Source organism: Arthrobacter sp. R3-55 (genome assembly GCF_054161505.1).
The window spans coordinates 2,757,551-2,779,606 of record NZ_CP096423.1 but is presented as its reverse complement, the minus strand read 5'-3'; the positions used below and the strand labels follow the sequence as shown (position 1 = coordinate 2,779,606).

The window sequence follows — 22,056 nt, the reverse complement described above, 5'->3', positions numbered from 1 at the left end:
GGAATCCGGCTTTCTGTTTCCACCGACCCAGAGGGGCTGCCTTGTCTCAGTGCTGTATCAACCCGAGCATCCTGTCTGCTGATTTCGTCAATCTTGAGGCGGAACTGCAGCGGATCAGCAATGCCGATGCCGTCCATGTGGACGTCATGGACAACCACTTTGTCCCCAACCTGACGTTGGGCCTGCCGGTGGTGCAGCGGATCCAGGCGGTCAGCCCGGTTCCGTTGGATGCCCACTTGATGATTTCCGACGCCGACCGCTGGGCACCTGCGTACGCAGACGCCGGCGTTGCTTCAGTGACGTTCCATGCCGAAGCTGCCATGGCGCCGGTCAAGCTGGCACGCGAATTGCGTGCGCGGGGGTCCAAAGCGGGAATGGCCTTGCGCCCGGCCACGCCGGTGGAGCCGTACCTGGACATGCTCAGCGAGTTGGACATGCTGTTGATCATGACGGTGGAGCCCGGATTCGGGGGGCAATCCTTCCTGGATATCACCTTGCCCAAGATCAGGCGTGCCCGGGCAGCAGTAGAGGGTTCCGGGATCGGTGTCGCCATCCAAGTGGATGGGGGCATCACCGAGGAAACCATCATCAGGGCCGCAGAAGCAGGCGCCAATGTGTTCGTGGCAGGTTCGGCCGTTTATGGGCACCAGGACCCCGCGGCGGCGATCGATCGCCTCCGTGCAGCGGGACAGGCTGTCACAGCAACGTTCGCTTGACGACCGTCACCACATGTTACGAAGATGGCCCGGGAATAGCCCGGGCATCTTGGTAGTTGTGGCAGAATAACAACACACATACGTGCTCCGGGGTCGGTGTAAGTCCGAACCGGCGGTTATAGTCCGCGACCCGCGAGCCATCGCGATTCCAAGTAATTGGACCCTCGATGGCAGACGGTTGAACCGGTGGAATTCCGGTACCGACAGTTAAAGTCTGGATGGGAGAAGCACGTACAGTCATGCCTTGGGCGTTCCTTTTGCGACGCCCGGCATTGCGCTGTCGTACACCCCCGGAGTCATCGCGGCTTACTGGGAAGGAACGGCATGGACATACTGCGATGGCTCTTCGAAGCACAGATCCCCGTTGGAGGATCTGCTCTTGTCTTACGCGAAGTGCTTGGAAACATCTTTGGGCTACTCAGCGCCCTCGGCGGTATGCGCCGCAAAGTCTGGGCTTGGCCGATTGGCATTCTCGGCAATATTCTTCTACTCACGGTCTTCCTGGGTAACGTCTTCGGCGCAGCAGCACCCGCTACTTTGTGGGGTCAGGCTGCACGTCAGATCATGTTCATAGCGGTCGCCGTTTATGGGTGGTACCGATGGAAGCACGGCCAGGAATCAAGCAGCCAGGGGCGCGCCATTGTCCCGGGGTGGGCCAGCAATAAAGTCCGTATCGCCCTGATTGCTGCCATGGTTGCGGGCACGGCGGCGCTGACGCCTCTGTTTGATGCCCTTGGTTCCTACCCGCCGGTGTGGGCTGATGCCTGGACCTTCATGGGATCCCTGTTGGCAACCTATGGCATGGCGCGGGGATGGACCGAGTTCTGGCTGATCTGGGTGGCAGTGGACATTGTGGGCGTTCCGCTCTTGTTCAGTGCCGGCTACTACGCCAGCGCGGTCATGTACCTGTTCTACGGCTTCTTCACCCTCACAGGGTTCTTTGTGTGGTGGCGGGCTGAAAAGCGTGAAAGGGCTGACCACAACGCCAGCCCGGCCGCCGTCGCCGTATCAGCGGGTGCTGCCCAGTGAACAGTGCAAATACGATTTATACCGCCGCAGAGCGGGCTGCCATGGACGCCGCACTCGCCGCTGCCCTGGCAGGTCCCCGCGGAGCGAATCCACTGGTCGGAGCAGTAATCCTGAGCCCCGAGGGTGAGCAGCTGGCAACCGGCTATCACCGGGGTGCCGGGACGTCCCACGCCGAGGCGGACGCAATTTTCCAGGCACGCGAGAAAGGCGTCGATACCGCGGGAACCACCATGGTGGTCACCTTGGAGCCCTGCAACCACGTGGGTCGTACCGGACCTTGCGCCCAGGCGATCATTGCCGCCGGAATCGCGAAGGTGATCTACGCCGTCGATGACCCCCATGATCCCGCCGCAGGCGGCGCGCGGACGCTTACAGCCGCCGGTGTTCAGGTCCGCTCAGGGCTGGAAGGCCTGAAGGCGCTGGACCTGAACCGTGACTGGTTCGACGCCGTTGCAGCCAAGCGCCCGTTCGTCACCTTGCATATCGCCCAGACGCTGGACAGCAGAATTGCTGCCGTGGACGGCACCAGCCAGTGGATCTCCTGTCCGGAGTCCCTGGCGGATAACCACGGGCTGAGGGGACTTATAGACGCGATCCTGGTGGGTACGGGAACAGTGCTGATCGACAACCCGCGGCTAACGGCCCGAACCCCGGACGGCGGCCTCTCGGCGCACCAGCCGATTCGTGCCGTCATGGGGCTGCGGGAAGTCCCGGAAGATGCCGCAGTTCGGGGAACGGACGGGCGTTTTGTCCACCTTCCCACCCGGGATCCTGCAGAGGCCTTGGGCATGCTGTTCGATCAGGGTGTCCGGCACCTCATGGTGGAAGGTGGGTCCTCGATTCTGAGCACGTTCCTCGCAGCAGACCTGGTGGATGAGCTCATTGTCTACTTGGCCCCAACGCTCCTTGGATCCGGCACTCCGGCACTGAACGACCTCGGCATCACCACTCTGGCCGATGCCCAGCAATGGTCCTGGGATGAAGCCGGCGGCGGCGCTGTACGGATCCTGGGCAACGATCTTCGGCTGCACCTGCGGTCACCGCGTGGTGCCGCGAGCAATATAAAGAATTTGGTCCCGCAGGCTGAAGCTGCGGAACACGTCACAGGAGGACACTGATGTTTACCGGAATCGTAGCTGAACAGGGCACTGTGCTGGGGATTGAGCACGATGGCGATACCAGCGCAACATTGAGGCTGAAAGCGCCAACTACCGCCGAGGGCTTGCCCTTGGGCGGTTCCATCGCCGTCAACGGCGTATGCCTGACCGCTACGCAGATTGAAGGCCAGGACTTCAGCGTCGATGTCATGGGCGAAACCCTCGTTCGGACCACCATCGGAGGGCTGGAGCCAGGAGACACGGTGAACCTTGAACGCTGTGTTCCGGCGGGTGGACGCCTGGACGGCCATGTGGTGCAGGGCCATGTAGACGGCGTAGGTGAGCTGCTGGAGCGCGAACCCTTGGGCAACTGGGATCGATTGCGGTTCGGCGTGCCGGCCCCGCTGGCACGCTACATTGCCGAGAAAGGTTCGATCGCCGTCGACGGTGTCTCACTGACGGTGACGGCTGTCAGTGACGCGGCCGAAGCGGCGCCGTGGTTTGAAGTGGGATTGATCCCCACGACGTTGGAGGAAACCGGGCTGGGCGCCAAGCCTGTTGGTGGCCGCGTCAACCTCGAAGTGGATGTGCTGGCCAAGTACACCGAGCGCCTTTTGTCCTTCGCACCGGGTCAGGGCGGTGCACGATGAGCGCCCCCGCCAAGACAAGTCCTGCAGCTACGCGTCGCACCGGGCTGGATCCTGTCGAAGCGGCCATCGCGGCGATGGCCGCGGGCCAGGCTGTGATCGTGGTGGATAACGAAGACCGCGAGAATGAAGGCGACATCATCTTCGCCGCCGAACACGCCACACCGGCCCTCATGGGCTGGACCATCCGGTATTCATCCGGCGTCATCTGTGTTCCCCTGGACGGCGAGCGGGCAGACGCCCTGGTCCTGCCGCCCATGGTGGAAATCAACGAGGATGCCAAAGGAACGGCCTACACCGTTTCCTGCGACGCAGCGATCGGCGTCAGCACCGGAATTTCTGCCACGGACCGCGCCTTGACGGCGCGGATATTGGCAGATCCGTCCAGCACTCCGGCGTCGATCACCCGTCCCGGGCATATTTTCCCGTTGCGGGCAGTTAACGGGGGAGTGCGTGAACGTCCGGGTCACACGGAAGCTGCCGTGGACCTGTGTCGTCTTGCCGGGCTGGCTCCGGTGGGTGTGATCGCAGAGTTGGTACATGACGACGGTGAAATGATGCGGCTGGACAGCCTGCGCGAGTTTGCCGCTGAACATGGGTGCCCCCTCATCTCCATCGAGGATCTGGTGTCATATGTTGAAGCGGTAGAGTCCCAGACGGCACATGTTTCACAGGAGGACGAGGAGAAGCGATGACCGCATCGACCACACGCAGCAGTGACCACGCCGGCCCCGGGCCGCACCCCGTCAGTGGTGGGCCGATTGTGCAATTACCTACTGCCTTTGGCGATTTCGTGGCACAAGCGTGGACTGACCTTGAGACCGGCCACGAACACCTTGCCGTGAGTTCCCCGAACCCGCCCAAAGGTGGCCGCGCGCCGCTGGTCCGGTTGCATTCCGAGTGCCTGACAGGTGATGTGTTCGGTTCCTACCGCTGCGACTGCGGAGAGCAGTTGGCATTCGCCTTGGAGCTCATCCATGCAGAGGGCGGAACTCTGCTGTACTTGCGTGGGCAAGAGGGCCGTGGCATCGGGCTGGCCAACAAGATCAAGGCCTACGCCCTGCAGGAGGCCGGTTTTGACACGGTGGAGGCCAACGAACAGCTCGGCCTGCCCGTGGATGCCCGTTCCTACACTGCGGCTGGTCAGATCCTGGCTGAGATGGGGCTGCACGAGGTCAGGTTGCTCAGCAACAACCCGGACAAGCAAAACCGCCTTGCCCAAGCCGGCGTAACAGTAGTGGAAATGGTTCCCACAGAGGTTCCTTCCCGCGAACAGAACCTGCGCTACCTGCAGACCAAGAAAGACCGGATGGACCACCGGCTGGCACTCGAAGTCGAGCCCGTCAGCAACGGCAAGACACCGGCATCCCCCTTTGACAACAACCAAGACTGAACGGATTCATCGCAAATATGAGCGGCCACGGCGCACCCACTATTGACCTCACTACCCTCAACCCCGAGGAAACCTCGCAGCTGAAGCTGGCCATTGTGGCGGCAAGCTGGCACACGCAGATCATGGACGGACTTGTTGACGGCGCCCTTCGCGCAGCCAAGGAAGCCGGCATTGCCGAACCCACCCTGCTGCGGGTTCCGGGCAGCTTCGAACTTCCGGTTGCCGCGGCCAGGCTCGCGCCGCACTTCGACGCCGTCGTAGCCCTTGGCGTGGTGATCCGCGGCGGAACGCCGCACTTCGACTACGTTTGCCAGGCTGCGACATCGGGACTTACCGATGTCAGTGTCCGCACCGGCGTGCCGGTAGGCTTCGGCGTCCTCACCTGTGACACGGAGCAGCAGGGCATCGATCGTGCGGGCCTTCCCGGGTCCAAGGAGGACAAGGGCCACGAAGCGGTGACTGCTGCTCTGGCCACCGCTGTGACATTGAAGCAGTTCAGCTAGAAGTTCTTGCCGCGGAGGGGATGTGGGTGTGTTGTCACTCACATCCCCTTCGTCATGCAAGGCCCCAACAAGCGGTAGTCGCCCCGGAGCAAGTAGTCTGGAGGGCGTGAAGAATTTCGAGACGCTGTTCGCAGAACTGAGTGAGAAAGCAGCGACCCGCCCGGCAGGTTCGCGCACGGTTGCCGAACTGGACTCTGGAATCCACGGCATCGGCAAGAAGGTGGTCGAAGAGGCCGCTGAAGTTTGGATGGCCGCGGAATACGAATCGGACGAAGCCGCCGCTGAGGAAATCTCCCAGTTGCTGTACCACCTGCAGGTCCTCATGCTCGCCAAGGGCCTCACCCTGGAAGACGTTTACAAGCATCTCTAGCCACGCCACTCCGCTTGCCTGTTGCGGAGCCCCCTGCGTGGCCAAGGTGCCTGAAAACCTCCATTCCAAAAAGAAAGTCTCCCAATGCTCCGTGTAGCAGTCCCCAACAAGGGATCCCTGTCCGAAGCCGCCTCGGCAATGTTGTCCGAGGCCGGTTACCGTCAGCGCCGCGATTCCCGCGAACTGGTCATGGTCGATCCCGATAATGACATTGAATTCTTCTTCCTCCGTCCCCGGGACATTGCTGTCTATGTTGGCCAGGGGACCCTGGATGTCGGTATCACCGGCCGGGACCTCCTGCTGGACGCGAAGGTCGAAGCCGAGGAAATACTTCCCCTTGGCTTTGCTCCGTCAACTTTCCGTTTTGCCGGTCCGGTGGGCGACTTCGCCGGCGTCGAGCAGTTGGAAGGCAAGCGCCTTGCCACCAGTTACGACGGCCTCCTGCGCGACTACCTTTCTGAGCGCGGCGTAAATGCCACGGTGGTCCGCCTGGACGGCGCCGTGGAATCCTCGGTGCGCTTGGGTGTGGCGGACGCGATCGCGGATGTCGTGGAGACGGGCAACACCCTCAAGGCCGCCGGGATGGAAATCTTCGGTGATCCCATCCTGAAGTCCGAGGCCGTGCTGATCCGTCGCTCCGGTTCCGGTGGCGCTGCCAACGGTACTGCCAAAGAAATCGACATCCTCATCCGCCGTCTGCAAGGTGTCCTCGTGGCTCGTCAGTATGTGCTGATGGATTACGACATCCGCAAGGATCTGGTCGAAGACGCCGCTGCACTTACACCCGGCCTTGAGTCGCCCACGGTGTCCCCGCTGCGCGATTCCGAGTGGGTTGCCGTGCGGTCCATGGTTCCCAAGAAGGAAACCAACCGCATCATGGATGAACTCTACGACCTCGGCGCCCGCGCCATCCTGGTCAGCAGCATCCACGCCTGCCGCATCTGACCCGCCTCACACAGCAGGCCCAGCACAATTGAGGAGCAGCACATGGCTGTAGCCGTCCGCGTCATACCCTGCCTTGATGTTGACGCAGGCCGCGTCGTCAAGGGCGTCAACTTTGAAGGTCTCCGCGACGCCGGCGATCCCGTGGAACTCGCGCACCGCTATGACAATGGCGGGGCGGACGAATTGACGTTCCTCGACGTCACGGCATCGTCGGGCAACCGCGAAACCACCTTTGACGTAGTCCGCCGCACGGCAGAGGAAGTCTTCATTCCCCTGACCGTGGGCGGCGGCGTCCGTGGCGTCGCCGAGGTGGATAAACTCCTCCGCTTTGGTGCGGATAAGGCGTCCATCAACACCGCGGCTGTTGCGCGGCCCGAGGTCATCGACGAAATTACCCGCCACTTCGGATCCCAGGTGCTGGTCCTCTCGGTGGATGCGCGCCGTACCCGTGAAGGTAACGTCCCGACGTCGTCCGGTTTTGAAGTCACCACCCATGGTGGCCGCACCGGAACCGGAATCGACGCCATCGCCTGGGCCAAGGAAGCGGCGGACCGGGGCGTGGGGGAAATCCTGCTCAACTCGATTGATGCCGACGGCACCAAAGATGGCTTCGACCTCGAACTGATCCGCTTGGTCCGCGCTGCGGTGAACATCCCGATTATTGCCTCGGGTGGGGCAGGAGTGCCTGCGCACTTCCCGCCTGCCGTGGAAGCCGGGGCCGATGCCGTACTGGCGGCCTCAGTGTTCCACTTCGGGCCGGATGACATGATCGCCCAAGTCAAAACGGCGATTCGGGACGCTGGTTTCGAAGTCCGCTAGCTTCAGGATTAACAGCAATGGAGAGTCACTGTGAAAGTGACTCTCCATTGTTTCGTTAAACCCAATGAATAGTTAGAGGCCGATGTCGGCCGACTGCAACAGCGCGACGGCGTCCGGTTGGCCTTCGAAGGTCACCAGGGCCTGGCTGGTGCGTCCGTGCGCATGCATGAGAAGTTCCCCGGGTTCTCCCACAATGGCGACCGACACGGGGGCTCGCTTGGCTACATGCCGCGGACCGGTAGGACGAACCAGGACGATGCCGAGGTCCACGCCGCGGTACAGGAACGCGGCCCGCTTGATGAGGTCGTCCCAGAGTGCATCCGAATAGGCTTCATCGAGGGCGCGGGGGGCCCAACGGTCGCCGGCGCGGCGGATGTCCTCGGTGTGAACAAAGTATTCAATGAGGTTGGACGTCTCATCCAAGGCTTTGATCTTCAAGGGGGAGAGGGCCGGAGGGCCGGCCCGGAAAGTCTTGATGAGATCGGCATAAGCATCCGGGCTCTTGAGCTTGGCTGCCAGTTTGGACGTGGCTTTTTCGGAGGCTTTGCCGAGGCTTGGAATGAGCAGGCCGAGGCCCACCGCGATTTTCCGTTCGCGCAGATATAAATGCGCAGCAAGATCCCGCGTCTGCCACCCTTCGCAGAGCGTGGGGGAGTCAGGTCCGGCCGCCAGCAGGGTTTCGGCTAGGACTTCTCGGGAAGGATCGACGAAATGCATCACTTGTGAAACTAGCACGATCGGAGCGCTCTTGCGCAGTGGAACCGCCGCAGAATCCGGCTCCGGCCAAAGGCACTAGACTTGATCTGATGTCAGAGCAGTCCGCCCCCAGTCCAACTCCTGCCACGGAGCTTTCCAGCGACCCCGGGAGTCCTTTGCCGCAGGAAATCGCCGGCGCCCTCAAACGTGATGCGTCGGGGCTCGTTGCCGCGATTGTTCAGCAGCACGATACCAATGAGGTCCTCATGCTTGGCTGGATGGATGACGAAGCTCTCCACCGCACCATGACCACGGGTCGCGTGACGTTCTATTCACGCTCGCGCCAGGAATACTGGCGCAAGGGCGACACCTCCGGACACGTACAGTTCGTGAAGTCTGTCGCCCTTGACTGCGACGGCGATGCCCTCCTGATCCGTGTGGACCAGATCGGCGCTGCCTGCCACACCGGAACCCGGACCTGTTTTGATGGTCGCGACTTCACAGTCGTAACGGGCCACCGCGACTAAGGCACCCACTACTTTCCACTGACGCACCACCTCAGACAAAAGGCGGAGAAAATAGCCATGCAGGACCTTGGAATCATCAGCCCGGGCCTGGAAGAGTTCCGCGAACTCGCCGTCCACAGCCGTGTCATTCCTGTTCGCCTTAAGGTCTTGGCAGACGCCGAGACCCCCATTGGCCTGTACCGGAAACTGGCCAAGGGGCAGCCCGGAACATTCCTCCTCGAATCCGCGGCGGTCGGCGGCGCATGGTCGCGTTATTCCTTCATTGGGTCGAAGTCCCGCGCTACCCTCACCACCAAAGATGGCCAGGCCCACTGGATCGGTGAGCCGCCCGTTGGTGTTCCTGTCTCCGGTAACCCCGTCGAAGCTGTGCGGGACACCATTGCCGCGCTGCAGACGGACCGCTTCGAAGGATTGCCGCCGTTCACCTCCGGGTTGGTGGGTTTTCTCGGCTGGGAAGCCGTCCGTCACTGGGAGCGGCTGACGTCCCCGCCCGAGGACGACCTGCAGCTTCCTGAGATGGCGCTGAACCTGGTCACTGACATGGCTGTTCACGACAACATGGACGGTACTGTCCTCCTGATCGCCAACGCCATCAACTTTGATGACAGCTCCGAGCGCGTGGATGACGCGTGGCACGATGCCGTTGCCCGCGTGCAGGCACTGCTGGAGCAGATCAGCACTCCTGTTTCCCAGCCGGTTTCAGTGCTGGAAACTGCGGCCCTGGACTTTGCTTCCAGCGTGCAGGAACGCTGGGATGAGGCCAGGTATCTGGAAGCGATAGACCGCGGCAAGGAAGCCATTGTTGACGGGGAAGTTTTCCAGGTGGTGATCTCCCGCCGCTTCGAGATGGAGTGCGCCGCCGATCCCCTTGATGTCTACCGCGTCCTGCGCAACACCAACCCCAGCCCCTACATGTACCTGTTCAGCCTGGAGGACGCAGACGGCCGCGAGTACTCGATCGTGGGCTCGTCACCGGAGGCGTTGGTCACGGTGACCGGCGAGGAAGTCATCACCCATCCGATCGCCGGTTCACGCCCCCGCGGAAAGACCGTTGAGGCCGATAAAGCCTTGGCGACGGAACTGCTGGCCGACCAGAAAGAGCGCGCTGAGCACCTGATGCTGGTGGACCTCTCGCGCAACGACCTCTCCAAGGTTTGCGTTGCCGGTACGGTGGACGTCACCCAGTTCATGGAAGTGGAGCGGTTCAGCCACATCATGCACCTGGTCTCCACTGTGGTGGGGGAGTTGGCCCCGGATGCGAAGGCCTATGACGTCCTTAAAGCCACTTTCCCGGCGGGCACCCTGTCCGGGGCTCCGAAGCCACGCGCGCTGCGCCTCCTCGACGAACTCGAACCCCATCGACGCGGCATCTACGGTGGCGTGGTGGGCTACCTCGACTTCGCCGGGGACATGGACATGGCTATTGCCATCCGCTCAGCGCTGCTCCGCGAGGGCCGCGCCTATGTTCAGGCCGGGGGTGGAATCGTCGCCGATTCCCACAAGCCTTCTGAAGCCTTGGAGACGGTAAACAAGGCCGCAGCGCCCCTGCGTGCGGTCCACACTGCGGGCTCCCTGCAGAACATCTCCGCTGAAGCGGCAGGAAACACAGAAGTCCTCGACGACGGGACTTCCGCCTCATGAGCACGGCATCTTCAACTTCTCCGGTCAGGCAGCCGCCGCGCTGGGCGCGGAAATCCACCCTGGTCCTTGCCACCACCATCCTTGCCCTGGCAGTCTTCGGTGCCACCACGCAGACCTGGATCGAGGTGCAGTTGGATCCCACGGGAGCATCCAACAGCGATCTTCACGTCCAAGGGAGCAAGGCTGCAACTGCGGTGACGGCGCTGGCGGTCGTCGCCCTGGCCGGCGGACTTGCCGCGTCCATCGCAGGAAAAATTGCGCGCTGGATCATCGCCATCCTTGTTGTTCTGTCAGCGGCCGGAATCATCCTTGCTGCAATGACCGTCCTGCTGGACCCGCTGGGTGCAGCCCAAGGCGCCATTGCAGCTGCGACAGGCGTCTCCGGCGGCCAGGCTGACGCTGCCGCCACGGCATTCCCTGTGGTGGCCATCGTAGCGGGCGCCCTCCTGGCCGTTTGCGCTGTCGCTTTGCCGTTGGCCGGCCGCCATTGGACGTCCCGGACCAAATACGATGTGGGTGCTCGAGGGCGGAAAAGCACCAACGAACCCGTAGACGAGATTGACAGCTGGGACAGCCTGTCGCGCGGCGAGGACCCCACGTAGGCAGGCGCGGGGCGTGCGGCAGGTGTGTCACGCAACAAAAGCGAACGCGCCTGTGCTGACGTCGCACGATGTCCCGGACGTCGCCAATAAATGGCAGAATGTAAGCAGTATTCATCCTGAGGAGATTTCACATGAGCAAAACCACAGTGTCCGCAAACCAAGCCGAATCCACCATGGCCAGCCACGCTGACGCCATTGGCCACGGAAACAGCCCGGCTGCATGGACCTGCGTACTTGTGATGCTGGTCGGTGCACTGATTTCCTCCATCGCGTTCGTCATCGCCAGCACCCCGATCTTCGTCGGCGGACTGGTTGTCATGGTCATCGGCCTCATCGTGGGCGGCGTCATGCGCAAGGCGGGCTACGGAGTTGGTGGCAGCAAGCTGCAGAACAACGGCCACTAATCGTGACCGTTCTTGATGACATCATTGTTGGCGTCAAGGAGGAGATGGAGTCACGCAGCCGTCTTGTGTCCCTCGCGGAGTTGAAGGATCGCGCCGCAGCTGCTCCTCCTGTCCGGGATGCTTGGGCTGCTTTGGGTGGCCCGTCATCGGTCCGCAACGACCTCAAAGTCATCGCAGAGATCAAACGCCGCAGCCCTTCGAAGGGTGATCTGGCACCGATTGCCGATCCCGCTTCGCTTGCAGTCCAGTACGCCGACGGCGGAGCTTCGGTCATCAGTGTCCTGACCGAGCAACGCCGGTTTGGCGGCTCGCTGGCCGACCTCGATGCCGTTCGTGCCGCCGTCGACGTCCCCTTGCTGCGCAAGGATTTCACGGTGGACGAGTACCAGATCTGGGAAGCCCGTGCCCACGGAGCCGACCTCATCCTGCTCATTGTCGCGGCGTTGTCCGACGCTGAGCTTGCGGAGTTCAGCTCCCTAAGCCATGAGCTGGGCATGAACGTGTTGGTGGAAACACACACCGAAGAGGAAATCGAGCGGGCAGTTGCCGCCAACGCCAGGATCATTGGCATCAACGTACGCAACCTCAAGACGCTCGACGTCGACCGCTCGGTTTTCGGGTCCCTGGCCGGATTAATTCCGGCTGAGTCTGTAATCGTTGCCGAGTCCGGCGTCAGGGGTCCCGAGGACGTATCCCACTATGCCGCCGGTGGCGCCAATGCCATTTTGGTTGGGGAGGCGCTGGTCAGCGACTCCACGCCCCGCGAACGCATCACTGAATTCAAGGCAGCTGGAGCTGCCGCCATCGCCGTCAGGAACTGAGGCAGTCCCTGAATCACGGCGAATAGTTGCAAGGCAGCCCGGGCAGAAGCCTGCGGCTGCCTTGTGGCACGTGGAACTACCCAATGAACTAACTGGAACAGGACGGTGAGACTGATGGTCGACGCGCCAACAGCCGGCTCAGAAGAGAATGCGGCCGACGCATTCCTGCAAGGTGGCCCTTCGCTGCGCAACGCCTCCGGGCCCTACTTCGGGAACTACGGCGGACGTTGGATGCCCGAGTCCCTGATCGCCGCCCTCGACGAAGTCCAGGACACGTTTGAGAAGGCCAAGGCTGATCCTGATTTCATCGCGCAGCTGAAGGATCTCAACAAGAACTACTCCGGCAGGCCCTCTTTGCTCACCGAAGCCAAGCGCTTCTCCGAGCACGCCGGCGGAGCACGCATCTTCCTCAAGCGCGAAGACCTGAACCACACAGGATCCCACAAGATCAACAACGTTTTGGGCCAGGCCCTCCTCGCCAAGCGCATGGGCAAAACCCGGGTGATTGCCGAAACGGGTGCAGGGCAGCACGGTGTTGCCAGCGCAACGGCCGCGGCTCTGCTCGGCCTGGAGTGCGTGGTCTACATGGGTGCCGAGGATTGCCGGCGCCAGGCCTTGAACGTGGCCCGCATGCAGTTGCTCGGTGCAACAGTGGTTCCCGTGACCAACGGCTCCCAGACCCTCAAGGACGCCATCAATGATGCCCTTCGGGATTGGGTCTCCAATGTTGAGCACACCCACTACCTCCTGGGCACGGCAGCCGGAGCCCACCCGTTCCCTGCCATGGTCCGCTACTTCCACGAGGTCATCGGCGAAGAAGCCCGCAGCCAGATCCTGGAGCAGACGGGCAAACTCCCCGACGCCATCGCTGCATGTATCGGTGGTGGCTCCAACGCCATCGGCCTGTTCCACGCTTTCCTTGATGACGCCTCCGTGAAGATCTACGGCTTTGAAGCCGGTGGCGAAGGTGTCGAAACCGGCCGCCACGCTGCTGCCATCTCCTTGGGGCGGCCCGGCGTGCTGCACGGCGCACGGTCCTACCTCATGCAGGACGAAGACGGCCAGACCATTGAATCCCACTCCATCTCCGCTGGTCTGGACTACCCCAGTGTGGGTCCCGAGCACTCTTACCTGGCAGACATCGGGCGCGTCTCCTACGAGGCCGTCACGGATACCGAAGCGATGGACGCCTTCAGCCTCCTCTGCCGGACCGAGGGCATCATTCCCGCCATCGAGTCCTCGCATGCATTGGCCGGTGCCATCAAGATCGGCCATCGCCTGACTGAGGGCAAGGACAACCCTTCCGACGTCACGGTGATCGTCAACCTCTCCGGCCGTGGAGACAAGGACGTGGAGACTGCCGCGGCCTGGTTCAACATGCTCGATGAGGAAGGGCACGTCAAGGGCACCACTTTGTCCACACGAAAGCCCAAGGGACCCACTGAGCGCACTTCCGAAGCAGCCGTGGATGTCGATGAGGACCAGAACTGATGACTGAAGAATTCGCCAGCAAATCCGCTGCCGCCATTGATCGCGCCGCGTCCGAAGGCCGCGCAGCCTTGGTGGGCTACCTCCCCGCGGGCTACCCCACTGTGCAGGAGAGCATCGAGGCCGGCATTGCCCTGGCCCGCAACGGCGCCGACCTGATCGAAATCGGTATCCCATACTCCGATCCCGTGATGGACGGCCCGGTCATCCAGGCCGCCACTACCGAAGCGATCACCAACGGATTCCGTGTAACCAACGTTTTCGACGTTGTCGCCGGAATTACTGCCGCCACTGATGCGGCAGTCCTGGTCATGACGTACTGGAACCCGGTCATGCGCATGGGCGTGGAGGAATTCTCCCGTCGCCTGGCCGAAGCCGGGGGAGCAGGACTCATTACCCCCGATTTGGTCCCCGACGAGGCCCATGAGTGGTTCGAGGCCTCGGATAAGTACGGCTTGGATCGGGTGTTCCTTGTAGCGCCCTCATCCACCCCGGAGCGACTCGACATGACCGTCAAGGCGAGCCGCGGATTCGTCTACGCTGTCTCGATCATGGGCGTCACCGGAACCCGCACCTCTGTCAGCAGTACTGCTGAAGACGTGGTGGCTCGGGCCCATGCTGCCGGAGCCGAGCGCGTGTGCGTCGGTTTGGGTGTGTCCAACCCGGACCACGTCCGCGAGATTGCCGCCTATGCAGACGGCGTGATCGTCGGCACCGCCCTGGTGGCGGCCCTCCGCGATGGCGGCGTAGACGCCGTCGGGCAGCTCACCAAGAACCTCAGCGCCGGCCTTGGCCGCGCAGCTGCAGAAGCCTAGAAAAGGAAACAGCGAAGCGAATGCAGACCGTCCTCCACGCAGCGGCAATGGTCCCCATGAGTATCCCGAGCCCATCGTGGTCCGGTTTCGACATTCCGCTACCGTGGGGGACGCTGCGTATCCACGCATACGCCCTCTGCATTCTGGCGGGCATCATCGTTGGCCTGTGGCTGACATCGGCACGGTGGAAGCGCCGCGGCGCACCCGAAGGCAGCCTGTGGGATATTGCCATCTGGGCGATACCCTTCGGCATCATCGGCGGACGTCTTTACCATGTGTTCTCATCGCCCGACGCCTACTTCGGTCCGGGCTTTGACGGCACCGGCGATCTCTCCCTGATTCCCCAGATACAGAGGGGCGGGCTGGGCATCTGGGGCGCCGTCATCCTCGGCGCAGTGGGCGCGTGGATCGGTTGCCGCCGCGCCGGTGTGAAGCTGACGGCCTTCCTGGATGCAGCAGCCCCCGGGCTCCTGCTGGCCCAGGCAATCGGCCGCTTGGGGAACTGGTTCAACCAGGAACTTTTCGGCGCGCCCACCACCCTTCCTTGGGGACTTGAAATTGACCCCGCCAACGCGAACTTCCCGCCGGACATGGCAGCGGATACGCTGTTCCACCCCACGTTCCTCTACGAGATGCTGTGGAACCTTGCGGGCGTAGCCATTCTGTTGTTGCTGGACAAGAAGTTTAACTTCCGATGGGGACGGCTCTTCTGGCTTTACGCCGTGTACTACACTCTGGGCCGTGTGTGGATTGAAGCCCTTCGCATCGATGACGCCGAACAGATAAGCCTGTTTGGAATCACCACCAGGCTCAATGTGTGGACCAGCATCTTCGTCTTCATAGCGGCGCTGGCCATCTTCTTCCTCCTGGGCCGGAAGGGACGCCCGGTTCCCGATACTCCTTATTTGCCGGGGCATGAGCCGGAAGAGACGAAGGAAAAAGAGCCCGCTTCGGTGACGAGCGTCACCAGTCATGATGTGGACGCATCTGTCTCAGATACTGGTTTGCGTGGTAATCTCCCAGATAACCAAAGCGATTCGGGCCACGTTGACGAGCCGCAGGTAACAGCAGGGAAGCCGGAAAAGGACACCACGTCCGCCATGGATTCCACACCTGCCACACCTGCCGCAAGGAAGGCCCCCGGATCCACGCCGAAGGCAGACGACACCAAGTAGTCGCGTTCGGTAAAGGGGCAACAGAGTCACCGCTCGTAGGGCCCAGTCCACAGCGTTGTGGCACCCCGGAAACCGGATCGCAGCATACCGATGTTCACTGGTCAAGCCGGGGCCAGAGGTCTGCGTAACTGTTCGTTGCGCTGGATCGGCTGGCCTACAATTCCAATTACTAGCGCTTTGTTATGCCCGTCACAGGGCAGGCAAGGTGGGGCCAACGTTGTCCCTTCCATACGCACGATCTCGAGGAAGGACGTCTCCCATGACCCATCTTCATAACCCCGGTTGGTCCGAAAATATCGAACCTCAGGGTGCCATGTCTCCGTTCAAGCGCTTTGCCGCGCTCCCGGAGGCCCAGGGTCTTTACAACCCTGATAAGGAGAAGGACGCCTGCGGCCTGGCTATTATTGCCACGCTCCGCGGGGAACCGGGATACGACATCGTGGAAGCGGCTCTGACCGCCCTCCGCAATCTCGAACACCGCGGCGCCGTGGGCGCCGACGAAGGTACTGGCGACGGTGCGGGCCTGCTCATGCAGGTTCCGGACGAGTTCTTCAGGGCCGTCACAGAATTCGAACTGCCGGCTCCCGGCCAGTACGTGGTGGGTACTGCCTTCCTTCCTGCTGAGTCCCGCGAAGCCGGGACCGCCAAGGCAGGTATTGAAGCCCTTGCAGCCGACGAAGGCCTGACGGTCCTTGGCTGGCGCGAGGTTCCCGTGGTCGCTGACCTCGTGGGTGCCATGGCACGGGCATGTATGCCGTACTTCTCGCAGCCGTTCTTTGCCTCTGCCACCGGTGAGCAGCTTGAGAACAACGAGCTGGACTCCCGTGCCTGGCGGATCCGCAAGCGCGCCCAGAATAAGTTTGGCGTGTACTTCCCGTCGCTGTCCTCACGAACCATTGTGTACAAGGGCATGCTCACCACCGCCCAGCTGGAGCCGTTCTACCCGGATCTCTCGGACAAGCGCTTCAAGACCAAGCTGGCTATCGTCCACTCGCGCTTCTCCACCAACACCTTCCCGTCTTGGCCCTTGGCGCAGCCTTTCCGCACCATTGCCCACAATGGCGAGATCAACACGGTCAAGGGCAACCGCAACTGGATGCGTGCCCGTCAGTCGCAGCTGGCCAGCCCGCTCCTGGGCTCGGTTCCCGAAGAGCTGTACCCGATCTGCACCCCCGGTGCCTCGGACTCGGCTTCCTTCGACGAAGTTGCCGAGCTCCTCTGGTTGTCCGGCCGCCCCATCACGCACTCCATCATGATGATGATCCCGGAGGCGTGGGAGAACCACGCCACCATGGATCCCGCCCGGCGTGCGTTCTACGAGTACCACTCCCTGCTCATGGAGCCGTGGGATGGTCCGGCCGCTGTTTCCTTCACGGACGGCAACCTGGTTGGCGCCACCCTGGACCGTAACGGCCTGCGACCGGGACGTTACTGGATCACCGAAGACGGCCTCATCATCTTCGCCTCCGAAGTTGGCGTGATCGAGGTTGAGCCCTCCAACGTGGTCAAGAAGGGCCGCGTTGCCCCGGGCAAGATGTTCCTGGTGGACACCGAGGCCGGCCGCATCATCGACGACGCCGAGGTCAAGGCCGAGGTCGCTGCCGCCAACCCCTGGGCCGAGTGGCTCAAGGACAACCTGATCGATATCAACGAGCTCCCCGAGCGTGAGCACGTGGTTCACACCGCAGCATCGGTGAATATCCGCCAGCGGACTTTCGGCTACACCACCGAAGAACTGAAGATCCTGCTGGGACCGATGTCCCGCACAGGTGCCGAGCCCCTGGGTGCCATGGGCTCGGACACTCCCGTCGCTGTCCTCTCCAAGCGTCCGCGCCTTCTGTTCGACTACTTTGTGCAGTCCTTCGCCCAGGTCACCAACCCGCCGCTGGATGCCATCCGCGAAGAGCTGGTGACCTCCCTGAAGTGCGCCATCGGCCCCAACGGCAACCTCCTGGACGGCAAGCAGGTCCGCCAGCCGCAGATCTCCCTGCCGTTCCCGGTGATCAACAACGATCAACTCGCCAAGATCGCCAACATCGAAACGCCCGACGGCGACCGCATCGCCATGAAGGTCCGTGGCCTATACCGCCCCGAGGGTGGGGAAGCTGCCCTGCGTGCCCGCCTGACCGAGATCTGCGAGCAGGTCTCCGGTGCGATCAACCGTGGCGTGCAGTATGTTGTGCTGTCCGACCGTGACTCGAACGCGCAGTGGGCTCCCATTCCTTCACTCCTGCTGGTCAGTGCAGTCCACCACCACCTGCTCCGCAGTGCCAACCGCACCAAGACCGCCTTGGTGGTTGAGGCCGGCGACGTCCGCGAGACGCACCACGTGGCAGTACTTATCGGTTACGGCGCATCTGCCGTCAACCCGTACCTGGCCATGGAATCGGTGGAACAGCTGATCTCCAACGGCGACGTCACCGGCGTCACTGCAGAAGACGGCGTTTACAACCTCATCAAGGGCCTCGGCAAGGGCGTCCTGAAAATCATGTCCAAGATGGGCATCTCCACGGTGGCTTCCTACACCGGCGCCCAGACCTTCGAAGCCCTGGGCTTGTCCCAGGAACTCGTGGACGAATTCTTCTCCGGCACGCACTCCCAGCTCGGTGGCGTGGGCCTGGACGTGATTGCTGCCGAAGTTTCGGCACGCCATCAGATGGCGTACCCCGAAGGCGGCATCGAACACCCGCACCAGCCGTTGCTGGGCGGCGGCGAGTACCAGTGGCGCCGCGACGGTGAACCGCACCTCTTCAACCCCGAGACGGTTTTCCGCCTGCAGCACGCTACCCGCGAACGCCGGTACGACATCTTCAAGTCCTACACCAAGGGCATTGACGACCAGTCCGAGAACCTGATGACCCTGCGCGGGCTCCTCAAGTTCAAGGACGGCGTCCGCCCGGCGGTCCCGCTGGAGGAAGTGGAGCCGGTCTCAAGCATCGTCAAGCGTTTCTCCACCGGCGCCATGAGCTATGGCTCCATCTCCAAGGAAGCGCACGAAACGCTCGCCATTGCCATGAACCGGTTGGGCGCCAAGTCCAACACCGGTGAAGGCGGCGAGGATGTTGACAGGTTGCTGGATCCGGAGCGGCGCTCTGCCATCAAGCAGATCGCTTCGGGCCGCTTCGGTGTCACCAGCCTGTACTTGACCAACGCCGATGACATCCAGATCAAGATGGCACAGGGTGCCAAGCCTGGTGAAGGTGGCCAGCTGATGGCGCAGAAGGTCTACCCCTGGGTGGCCCGGACGCGGCACTCCACCCCTGGTGTCGGACTCATTTCCCCGCCGCCGCACCACGATATCTACTCGATCGAAGACCTCGCGCAGCTCATCTACGATGCCAAGCGCGCCAACCCTTCGGCCCGGGTCCACGTGAAGCTGGTTTCGGAAGTCGGGATCGGCACGGTGGCCTCCGGCGTCACCAAGGCGAAGGCCGACGTCGTGCTTGTTTCAGGTCACGACGGCGGTACCGGCGCCTCGCCGCTGAACTCGCTCAAGCACGCGGGTGTGCCGTGGGAACTCGGCCTTGCCGAGACGCAGCAGACCCTGATGCTCAACGGCCTCCGCGACCGTGTGGTGGTGCAGGTTGATGGTCAGCTCAAGACCGGCCGCGACGTCGTCATTGCTGCCCTGCTGGGTGGCGAGGAGTACGGTTTCGCAACTGCTCCCTTGGTGGTGTCCGGCTGCATCATGATGCGCGTCTGCCACCTGGATACCTGCCCTGTTGGTGTTGCCACGCAGAACCCCGAACTCCGTTCACGGTTCAATGGCAAGCCCGAGTTCGTGGTCAACTTCTTCGAGTTCCTCGCTGAAGAAGTCCGCGAGATCCTTGCCGAGCTCGGTTTCCGCAGCCTGGAAGAGGCAATCGGCCACGCCGAGGTCCTGGATACCCGCGAAGCGATCAACCACTGGAAGGCCGAAGGGCTGGACCTGGACCCCATCCTGCACGGGCTGGAGTTCGACGACGACGTGCCGCTGCGCAACATGACCGGCCAGAACCACGAGCTGGACAAGCACTTCGACCAGCGCCTGATCACCATGGCGCAGGAAGCGCTCAGCGACCGCATGCCCGTCAAGATCACCTTGGACGTCATCAACACGGACCGTTCCGTGGGTACGATGCTGGGCCACGTGGTGACCAAGACCTTCGGCATCGATGTCCTGGCCACCGACACCATCGACGTCACCCTCAATGGCACCGCAGGACAGTCGCTCGGAGCGTTCCTGCCCGCGGGCATCACGCTGCGGATGTTCGGTGATTCCAACGACTACGTTGGCAAGGGCCTCTCCGGTGGACGCATCATTGTCCGCCCGGACCGCACCAACGTGTTCCAGGCTGAGCGCAACGTCATTGCCGGCAACGTCATCGGTTACGGTGCCACCAGCGGTGAAATGTTCCTTCGTGGCCAGGTGGGCGAACGCTTCCTTGTCCGCAACTCCGGCGCGACCGCCGTCGTCGAAGGCATTGGTGATCACGGTTGCGAGTACATGACCGGTGGCCAGACGCTGATCATCGGACGCACCGGCCGTAACTTCGGAGCCGGCATGTCTGGTGGAACCGCCTATGTACTGGACCTGCAGCCTGAACGCGTCAACAAGATGGCCCTCGACACCGGCGAACTCCAGCTCCTGGAGCTCGACGCCGAGGACCGCGACATCGTCCACGGCCTGCTGACCAAGCACGTCGAGGAAACCGAATCCGTCCTGGCCGGCCGTCTGCTCGAGAACTTCGACGACACCGCCGCCCGCATCACCAAAGTACTGCCTCGCGATTACGCCGCAGTCCTGCAAACCCGTCTCGACGCCATCGAAGAGGGCCTTGACCCCGATGGCGAAGAAGTATGGTCTCGAATCCTGGAGGTAACCGGTGGCTGATCCACGCGGATTTCTGAAAGTCCGGCAGCGCGAGACGCAGCCACGCCGTCCCGTTCCCGTCCGCATCATGGACTGGAAAGAAGTGTACGAAGCCCAGGAAAAGGGCGTCTTGAAGAGCCAGGCCGGCCGCTGCATGGACTGCGGCGTTCCGTTCTGCCACCAAGGCTGCCCGTTGGGTAACCTCATTCCCGAGTGGAACGACCTCGTGTGGCGGGACAAGGGTGAAGAAGCTATTGAGCGTCTTCACGCCACGAACAACTTCCCGGAGTTCACCGGCCGTCTGTGCCCTGCACCCTGCGAAGCGTCCTGCGTGCTGGGGATCAACCAGCCTGCTGTGACCATCAAGCAGGTTGAGGTCTCGATCATTGATCAGGCGTTTGATAACGACTGGGTCCAGCCCCTTCCGCCGACGCGCCTCACCGGCAAGACGGTAGCTGTGGTGGGATCCGGTCCCGCCGGCCTGGCCGTGGCACAGCAGTTGACCCGCGTGGGCCACACCGTTGCCGTGTATGAGCGTGACGACAAGATCGGCGGCCTGCTCCGCTACGGCATCCCCGACTTCAAAATGGAGAAGGAACAGGTTGACCGCCGCCTGGAGCAGATGAAGGCCGAAGGCACCCGCTTCCGGACCGGCGTCGCTGTAGGTACGGACGTGACGTGGGAGCAGCTGCGACGCCGTTACGACGCCGTCGTAGTAGCCACCGGCGCTACCGTTCCGCGTGATTTGCCCATCCCGGGCCGAGACCTTGAGGGTGTCCATTTCGCCATGGATTACCTGGTTCCTTCGAACCGCAAGGTAGCGGGGGAGAACCCTGAGAACCACATTGATGCCCGTGGCAAGCACGTTGTCATCCTCGGTGGTGGCGATACCGGTGCTGACTGCATCGGCACCGCCCACCGCCACCAGGCAGCATCGGTGACCACGCTCGCGATCGGCAAGCAGCCGCCCGCAGAACGTGCCACCCACCAGCCGTGGCCGACGTTCCCCACCCTGTTCGAGGTCGCCAGCGCCCACGAAGAAGGCGGCGAGCGTACCTACCTTGCATCAACCGTTGAGTTCGTTGGCGAAAACGGCAAACTCACCGGAGTTAAAGTTGCTGAAACCGAGTTCGTGGACGGCAAACGCCTGCCCAAGGCCGGTACAGAACGGATCATCCCAGCTGACCTTGTCTTCCTGAGCCTTGGCTTTACCGGCGCTGAGCCGGCAGGAATCACGGAGCAGGTCAGCGCAGAGTTCGACAGTCGGGGCAACGTTGCCCGCGACGGCTACTACATGACAAACACCGAGGGCGTGTTTGTTGCCGGCGATGCCGGACGTGGCCAGTCACTGATTGTGTGGGCCATTGCGGAAGGCCGTGCGTGCGCGGCCGCAGTGGACAAGTTCCTGATGGGAAGCACCATTCTCCCGGCACCGGTCGCCCCCACCGACCGGGCGATAGCGGTCTTATAGCGCCGGCAGGAACAACCTTTTACTCAATCAGCATGAACTACTTAG

Annotated in this window: 21 protein-coding genes and 1 riboswitch; of the genes, 20 read left to right on the top strand and 1 reads right to left on the bottom strand. The window is 62.5% G+C overall.

Annotated features, from left to right (window positions below; all coding sequences use genetic code 11):
• Window positions 1-41: 41 nt before the first annotated feature.
• The 10 genes from rpe to hisF all read left to right on the top strand — a co-directional run bounded on the left by rpe (window position 42) and on the right by hisF (window position 7,519).
• Window positions 42-716, top strand: coding sequence for a ribulose-phosphate 3-epimerase (gene rpe / locus M1D51_RS12830; protein ID WP_172323889.1), 675 nt, complete (start codon window positions 42-44; stop codon window positions 714-716).
• A gap of 78 nt (window positions 717-794) precedes the next feature.
• Window positions 795-951, top strand: a riboswitch (FMN riboswitch).
• An 89-nt stretch (window positions 952-1,040) separates the two neighbouring features.
• Window positions 1,041-1,745: a nicotinamide riboside transporter PnuC gene (gene pnuC, locus M1D51_RS12825; protein ID WP_458106768.1), complete on the top strand. Its 705-nt coding sequence runs from the start codon at window positions 1,041-1,043 to the stop codon at window positions 1,743-1,745.
• 41 nt (window positions 1,746-1,786) lie between these two features.
• Window positions 1,787-2,863: a bifunctional diaminohydroxyphosphoribosylaminopyrimidine deaminase/5-amino-6-(5-phosphoribosylamino)uracil reductase RibD gene (gene ribD, locus M1D51_RS12820; RefSeq protein WP_216659893.1), complete on the top strand. Its 1,077-nt coding sequence runs from the start codon at window positions 1,787-1,789 to the stop codon at window positions 2,861-2,863.
• On the top strand, window positions 2,863-3,492 hold the full coding sequence (locus M1D51_RS12815) for a riboflavin synthase (RefSeq protein WP_172323886.1): 630 nt from the start codon (window positions 2,863-2,865) through the stop codon (window positions 3,490-3,492). The genes ribD and M1D51_RS12815 overlap by 1 nt, the downstream gene beginning before the upstream one ends.
• The gene (gene ribB / locus M1D51_RS12810; protein ID WP_458106767.1) at window positions 3,489-4,184 is read left to right on the top strand and encodes a 3,4-dihydroxy-2-butanone-4-phosphate synthase; all 696 of its coding nucleotides are present in this window, start codon (window positions 3,489-3,491) and stop codon (window positions 4,182-4,184) included. The genes M1D51_RS12815 and ribB overlap by 4 nt, the downstream gene beginning before the upstream one ends.
• Window positions 4,181-4,882: a GTP cyclohydrolase II gene (gene ribA / locus M1D51_RS12805; RefSeq protein ID WP_172323884.1), complete on the top strand. Its 702-nt coding sequence runs from the start codon at window positions 4,181-4,183 to the stop codon at window positions 4,880-4,882. Before ribB ends, ribA begins: the two co-directional genes overlap by 4 nt.
• Window positions 4,883-4,899: 17 nt before the next feature.
• On the top strand, window positions 4,900-5,385 hold the full coding sequence (gene ribH, locus M1D51_RS12800) for a 6,7-dimethyl-8-ribityllumazine synthase (RefSeq protein WP_014921429.1): 486 nt from the start codon (window positions 4,900-4,902) through the stop codon (window positions 5,383-5,385).
• A 106-nt stretch (window positions 5,386-5,491) separates the two neighbouring features.
• Window positions 5,492-5,755, top strand: a complete 264-nt coding sequence (locus M1D51_RS12795; RefSeq protein ID WP_024820576.1) for a phosphoribosyl-ATP diphosphatase — start codon at window positions 5,492-5,494, stop codon at window positions 5,753-5,755.
• A gap of 84 nt (window positions 5,756-5,839) precedes the next feature.
• Complete coding sequence (gene hisG, locus M1D51_RS12790) at window positions 5,840-6,700, top strand: ATP phosphoribosyltransferase (RefSeq protein ID WP_172323882.1); 861 nt, start codon at window positions 5,840-5,842, stop codon at window positions 6,698-6,700.
• A gap of 42 nt (window positions 6,701-6,742) precedes the next feature.
• Entirely contained in the window at window positions 6,743-7,519 is a 777-nt protein-coding gene (gene hisF, locus M1D51_RS12785; protein WP_458106766.1) for an imidazole glycerol phosphate synthase subunit HisF, read from the top strand.
• Window positions 7,520-7,591: 72 nt separating this feature from the next.
• Here hisF and M1D51_RS12780 read toward each other — a convergent pair whose 3' ends face one another.
• Window positions 7,592-8,236, bottom strand: a complete 645-nt coding sequence (locus M1D51_RS12780; protein WP_172323894.1) for a TIGR03085 family metal-binding protein — start codon at window positions 8,234-8,236, stop codon at window positions 7,592-7,594.
• A gap of 89 nt (window positions 8,237-8,325) precedes the next feature.
• Between M1D51_RS12780 and hisI the strand changes: the two genes are divergently transcribed.
• From hisI to M1D51_RS12730, 10 genes are all read left to right on the top strand, one after another.
• Window positions 8,326-8,742: a phosphoribosyl-AMP cyclohydrolase gene (hisI, locus tag M1D51_RS12775; RefSeq protein ID WP_458106765.1), complete on the top strand. Its 417-nt coding sequence runs from the start codon at window positions 8,326-8,328 to the stop codon at window positions 8,740-8,742.
• A gap of 57 nt (window positions 8,743-8,799) precedes the next feature.
• Entirely contained in the window at window positions 8,800-10,383 is a 1,584-nt protein-coding gene (locus tag M1D51_RS12770; protein ID WP_458106764.1) for an anthranilate synthase component I, read from the top strand.
• Window positions 10,380-10,985, top strand: a complete 606-nt coding sequence (locus tag M1D51_RS12765) for a Trp biosynthesis-associated membrane protein (protein ID WP_458106763.1) — start codon at window positions 10,380-10,382, stop codon at window positions 10,983-10,985. Before M1D51_RS12770 ends, M1D51_RS12765 begins: the two co-directional genes overlap by 4 nt.
• A gap of 131 nt (window positions 10,986-11,116) precedes the next feature.
• Entirely contained in the window at window positions 11,117-11,389 is a 273-nt protein-coding gene (locus M1D51_RS12760; protein WP_159706651.1) for an HGxxPAAW family protein, read from the top strand.
• 2 nt (window positions 11,390-11,391) lie between these two features.
• Complete coding sequence (gene trpC / locus M1D51_RS12755; RefSeq protein ID WP_172323877.1) at window positions 11,392-12,210, top strand: indole-3-glycerol phosphate synthase TrpC; 819 nt, start codon at window positions 11,392-11,394, stop codon at window positions 12,208-12,210.
• Between the two features lie 114 nt (window positions 12,211-12,324).
• Window positions 12,325-13,701 carry a tryptophan synthase subunit beta gene (gene trpB, locus M1D51_RS12750; RefSeq protein ID WP_458106762.1) on the top strand — a complete coding sequence of 459 codons (1,377 nt, stop codon included), beginning with the start codon at window positions 12,325-12,327 and terminating at the stop codon, window positions 13,699-13,701.
• The gene (trpA, locus tag M1D51_RS12745) at window positions 13,701-14,513 is read left to right on the top strand and encodes a tryptophan synthase subunit alpha (protein ID WP_458106761.1); all 813 of its coding nucleotides are present in this window, start codon (window positions 13,701-13,703) and stop codon (window positions 14,511-14,513) included. The genes trpB and trpA overlap by 1 nt, the downstream gene beginning before the upstream one ends.
• A gap of 20 nt (window positions 14,514-14,533) precedes the next feature.
• Window positions 14,534-15,688: a prolipoprotein diacylglyceryl transferase gene (gene lgt / locus M1D51_RS12740; RefSeq protein ID WP_458106760.1), complete on the top strand. Its 1,155-nt coding sequence runs from the start codon at window positions 14,534-14,536 to the stop codon at window positions 15,686-15,688.
• Between the two features lie 259 nt (window positions 15,689-15,947).
• On the top strand, window positions 15,948-20,561 hold the full coding sequence (gltB, locus tag M1D51_RS12735; protein WP_458106759.1) for a glutamate synthase large subunit: 4,614 nt from the start codon (window positions 15,948-15,950) through the stop codon (window positions 20,559-20,561).
• Window positions 20,554-22,011 (top strand): glutamate synthase subunit beta, encoded by a 1,458-nt coding sequence (locus M1D51_RS12730; protein ID WP_172326424.1) that lies wholly within the window; start codon window positions 20,554-20,556, stop codon window positions 22,009-22,011. Before gltB ends, M1D51_RS12730 begins: the two co-directional genes overlap by 8 nt.
• Window positions 22,012-22,056: the final 45 nt, after the last annotated feature.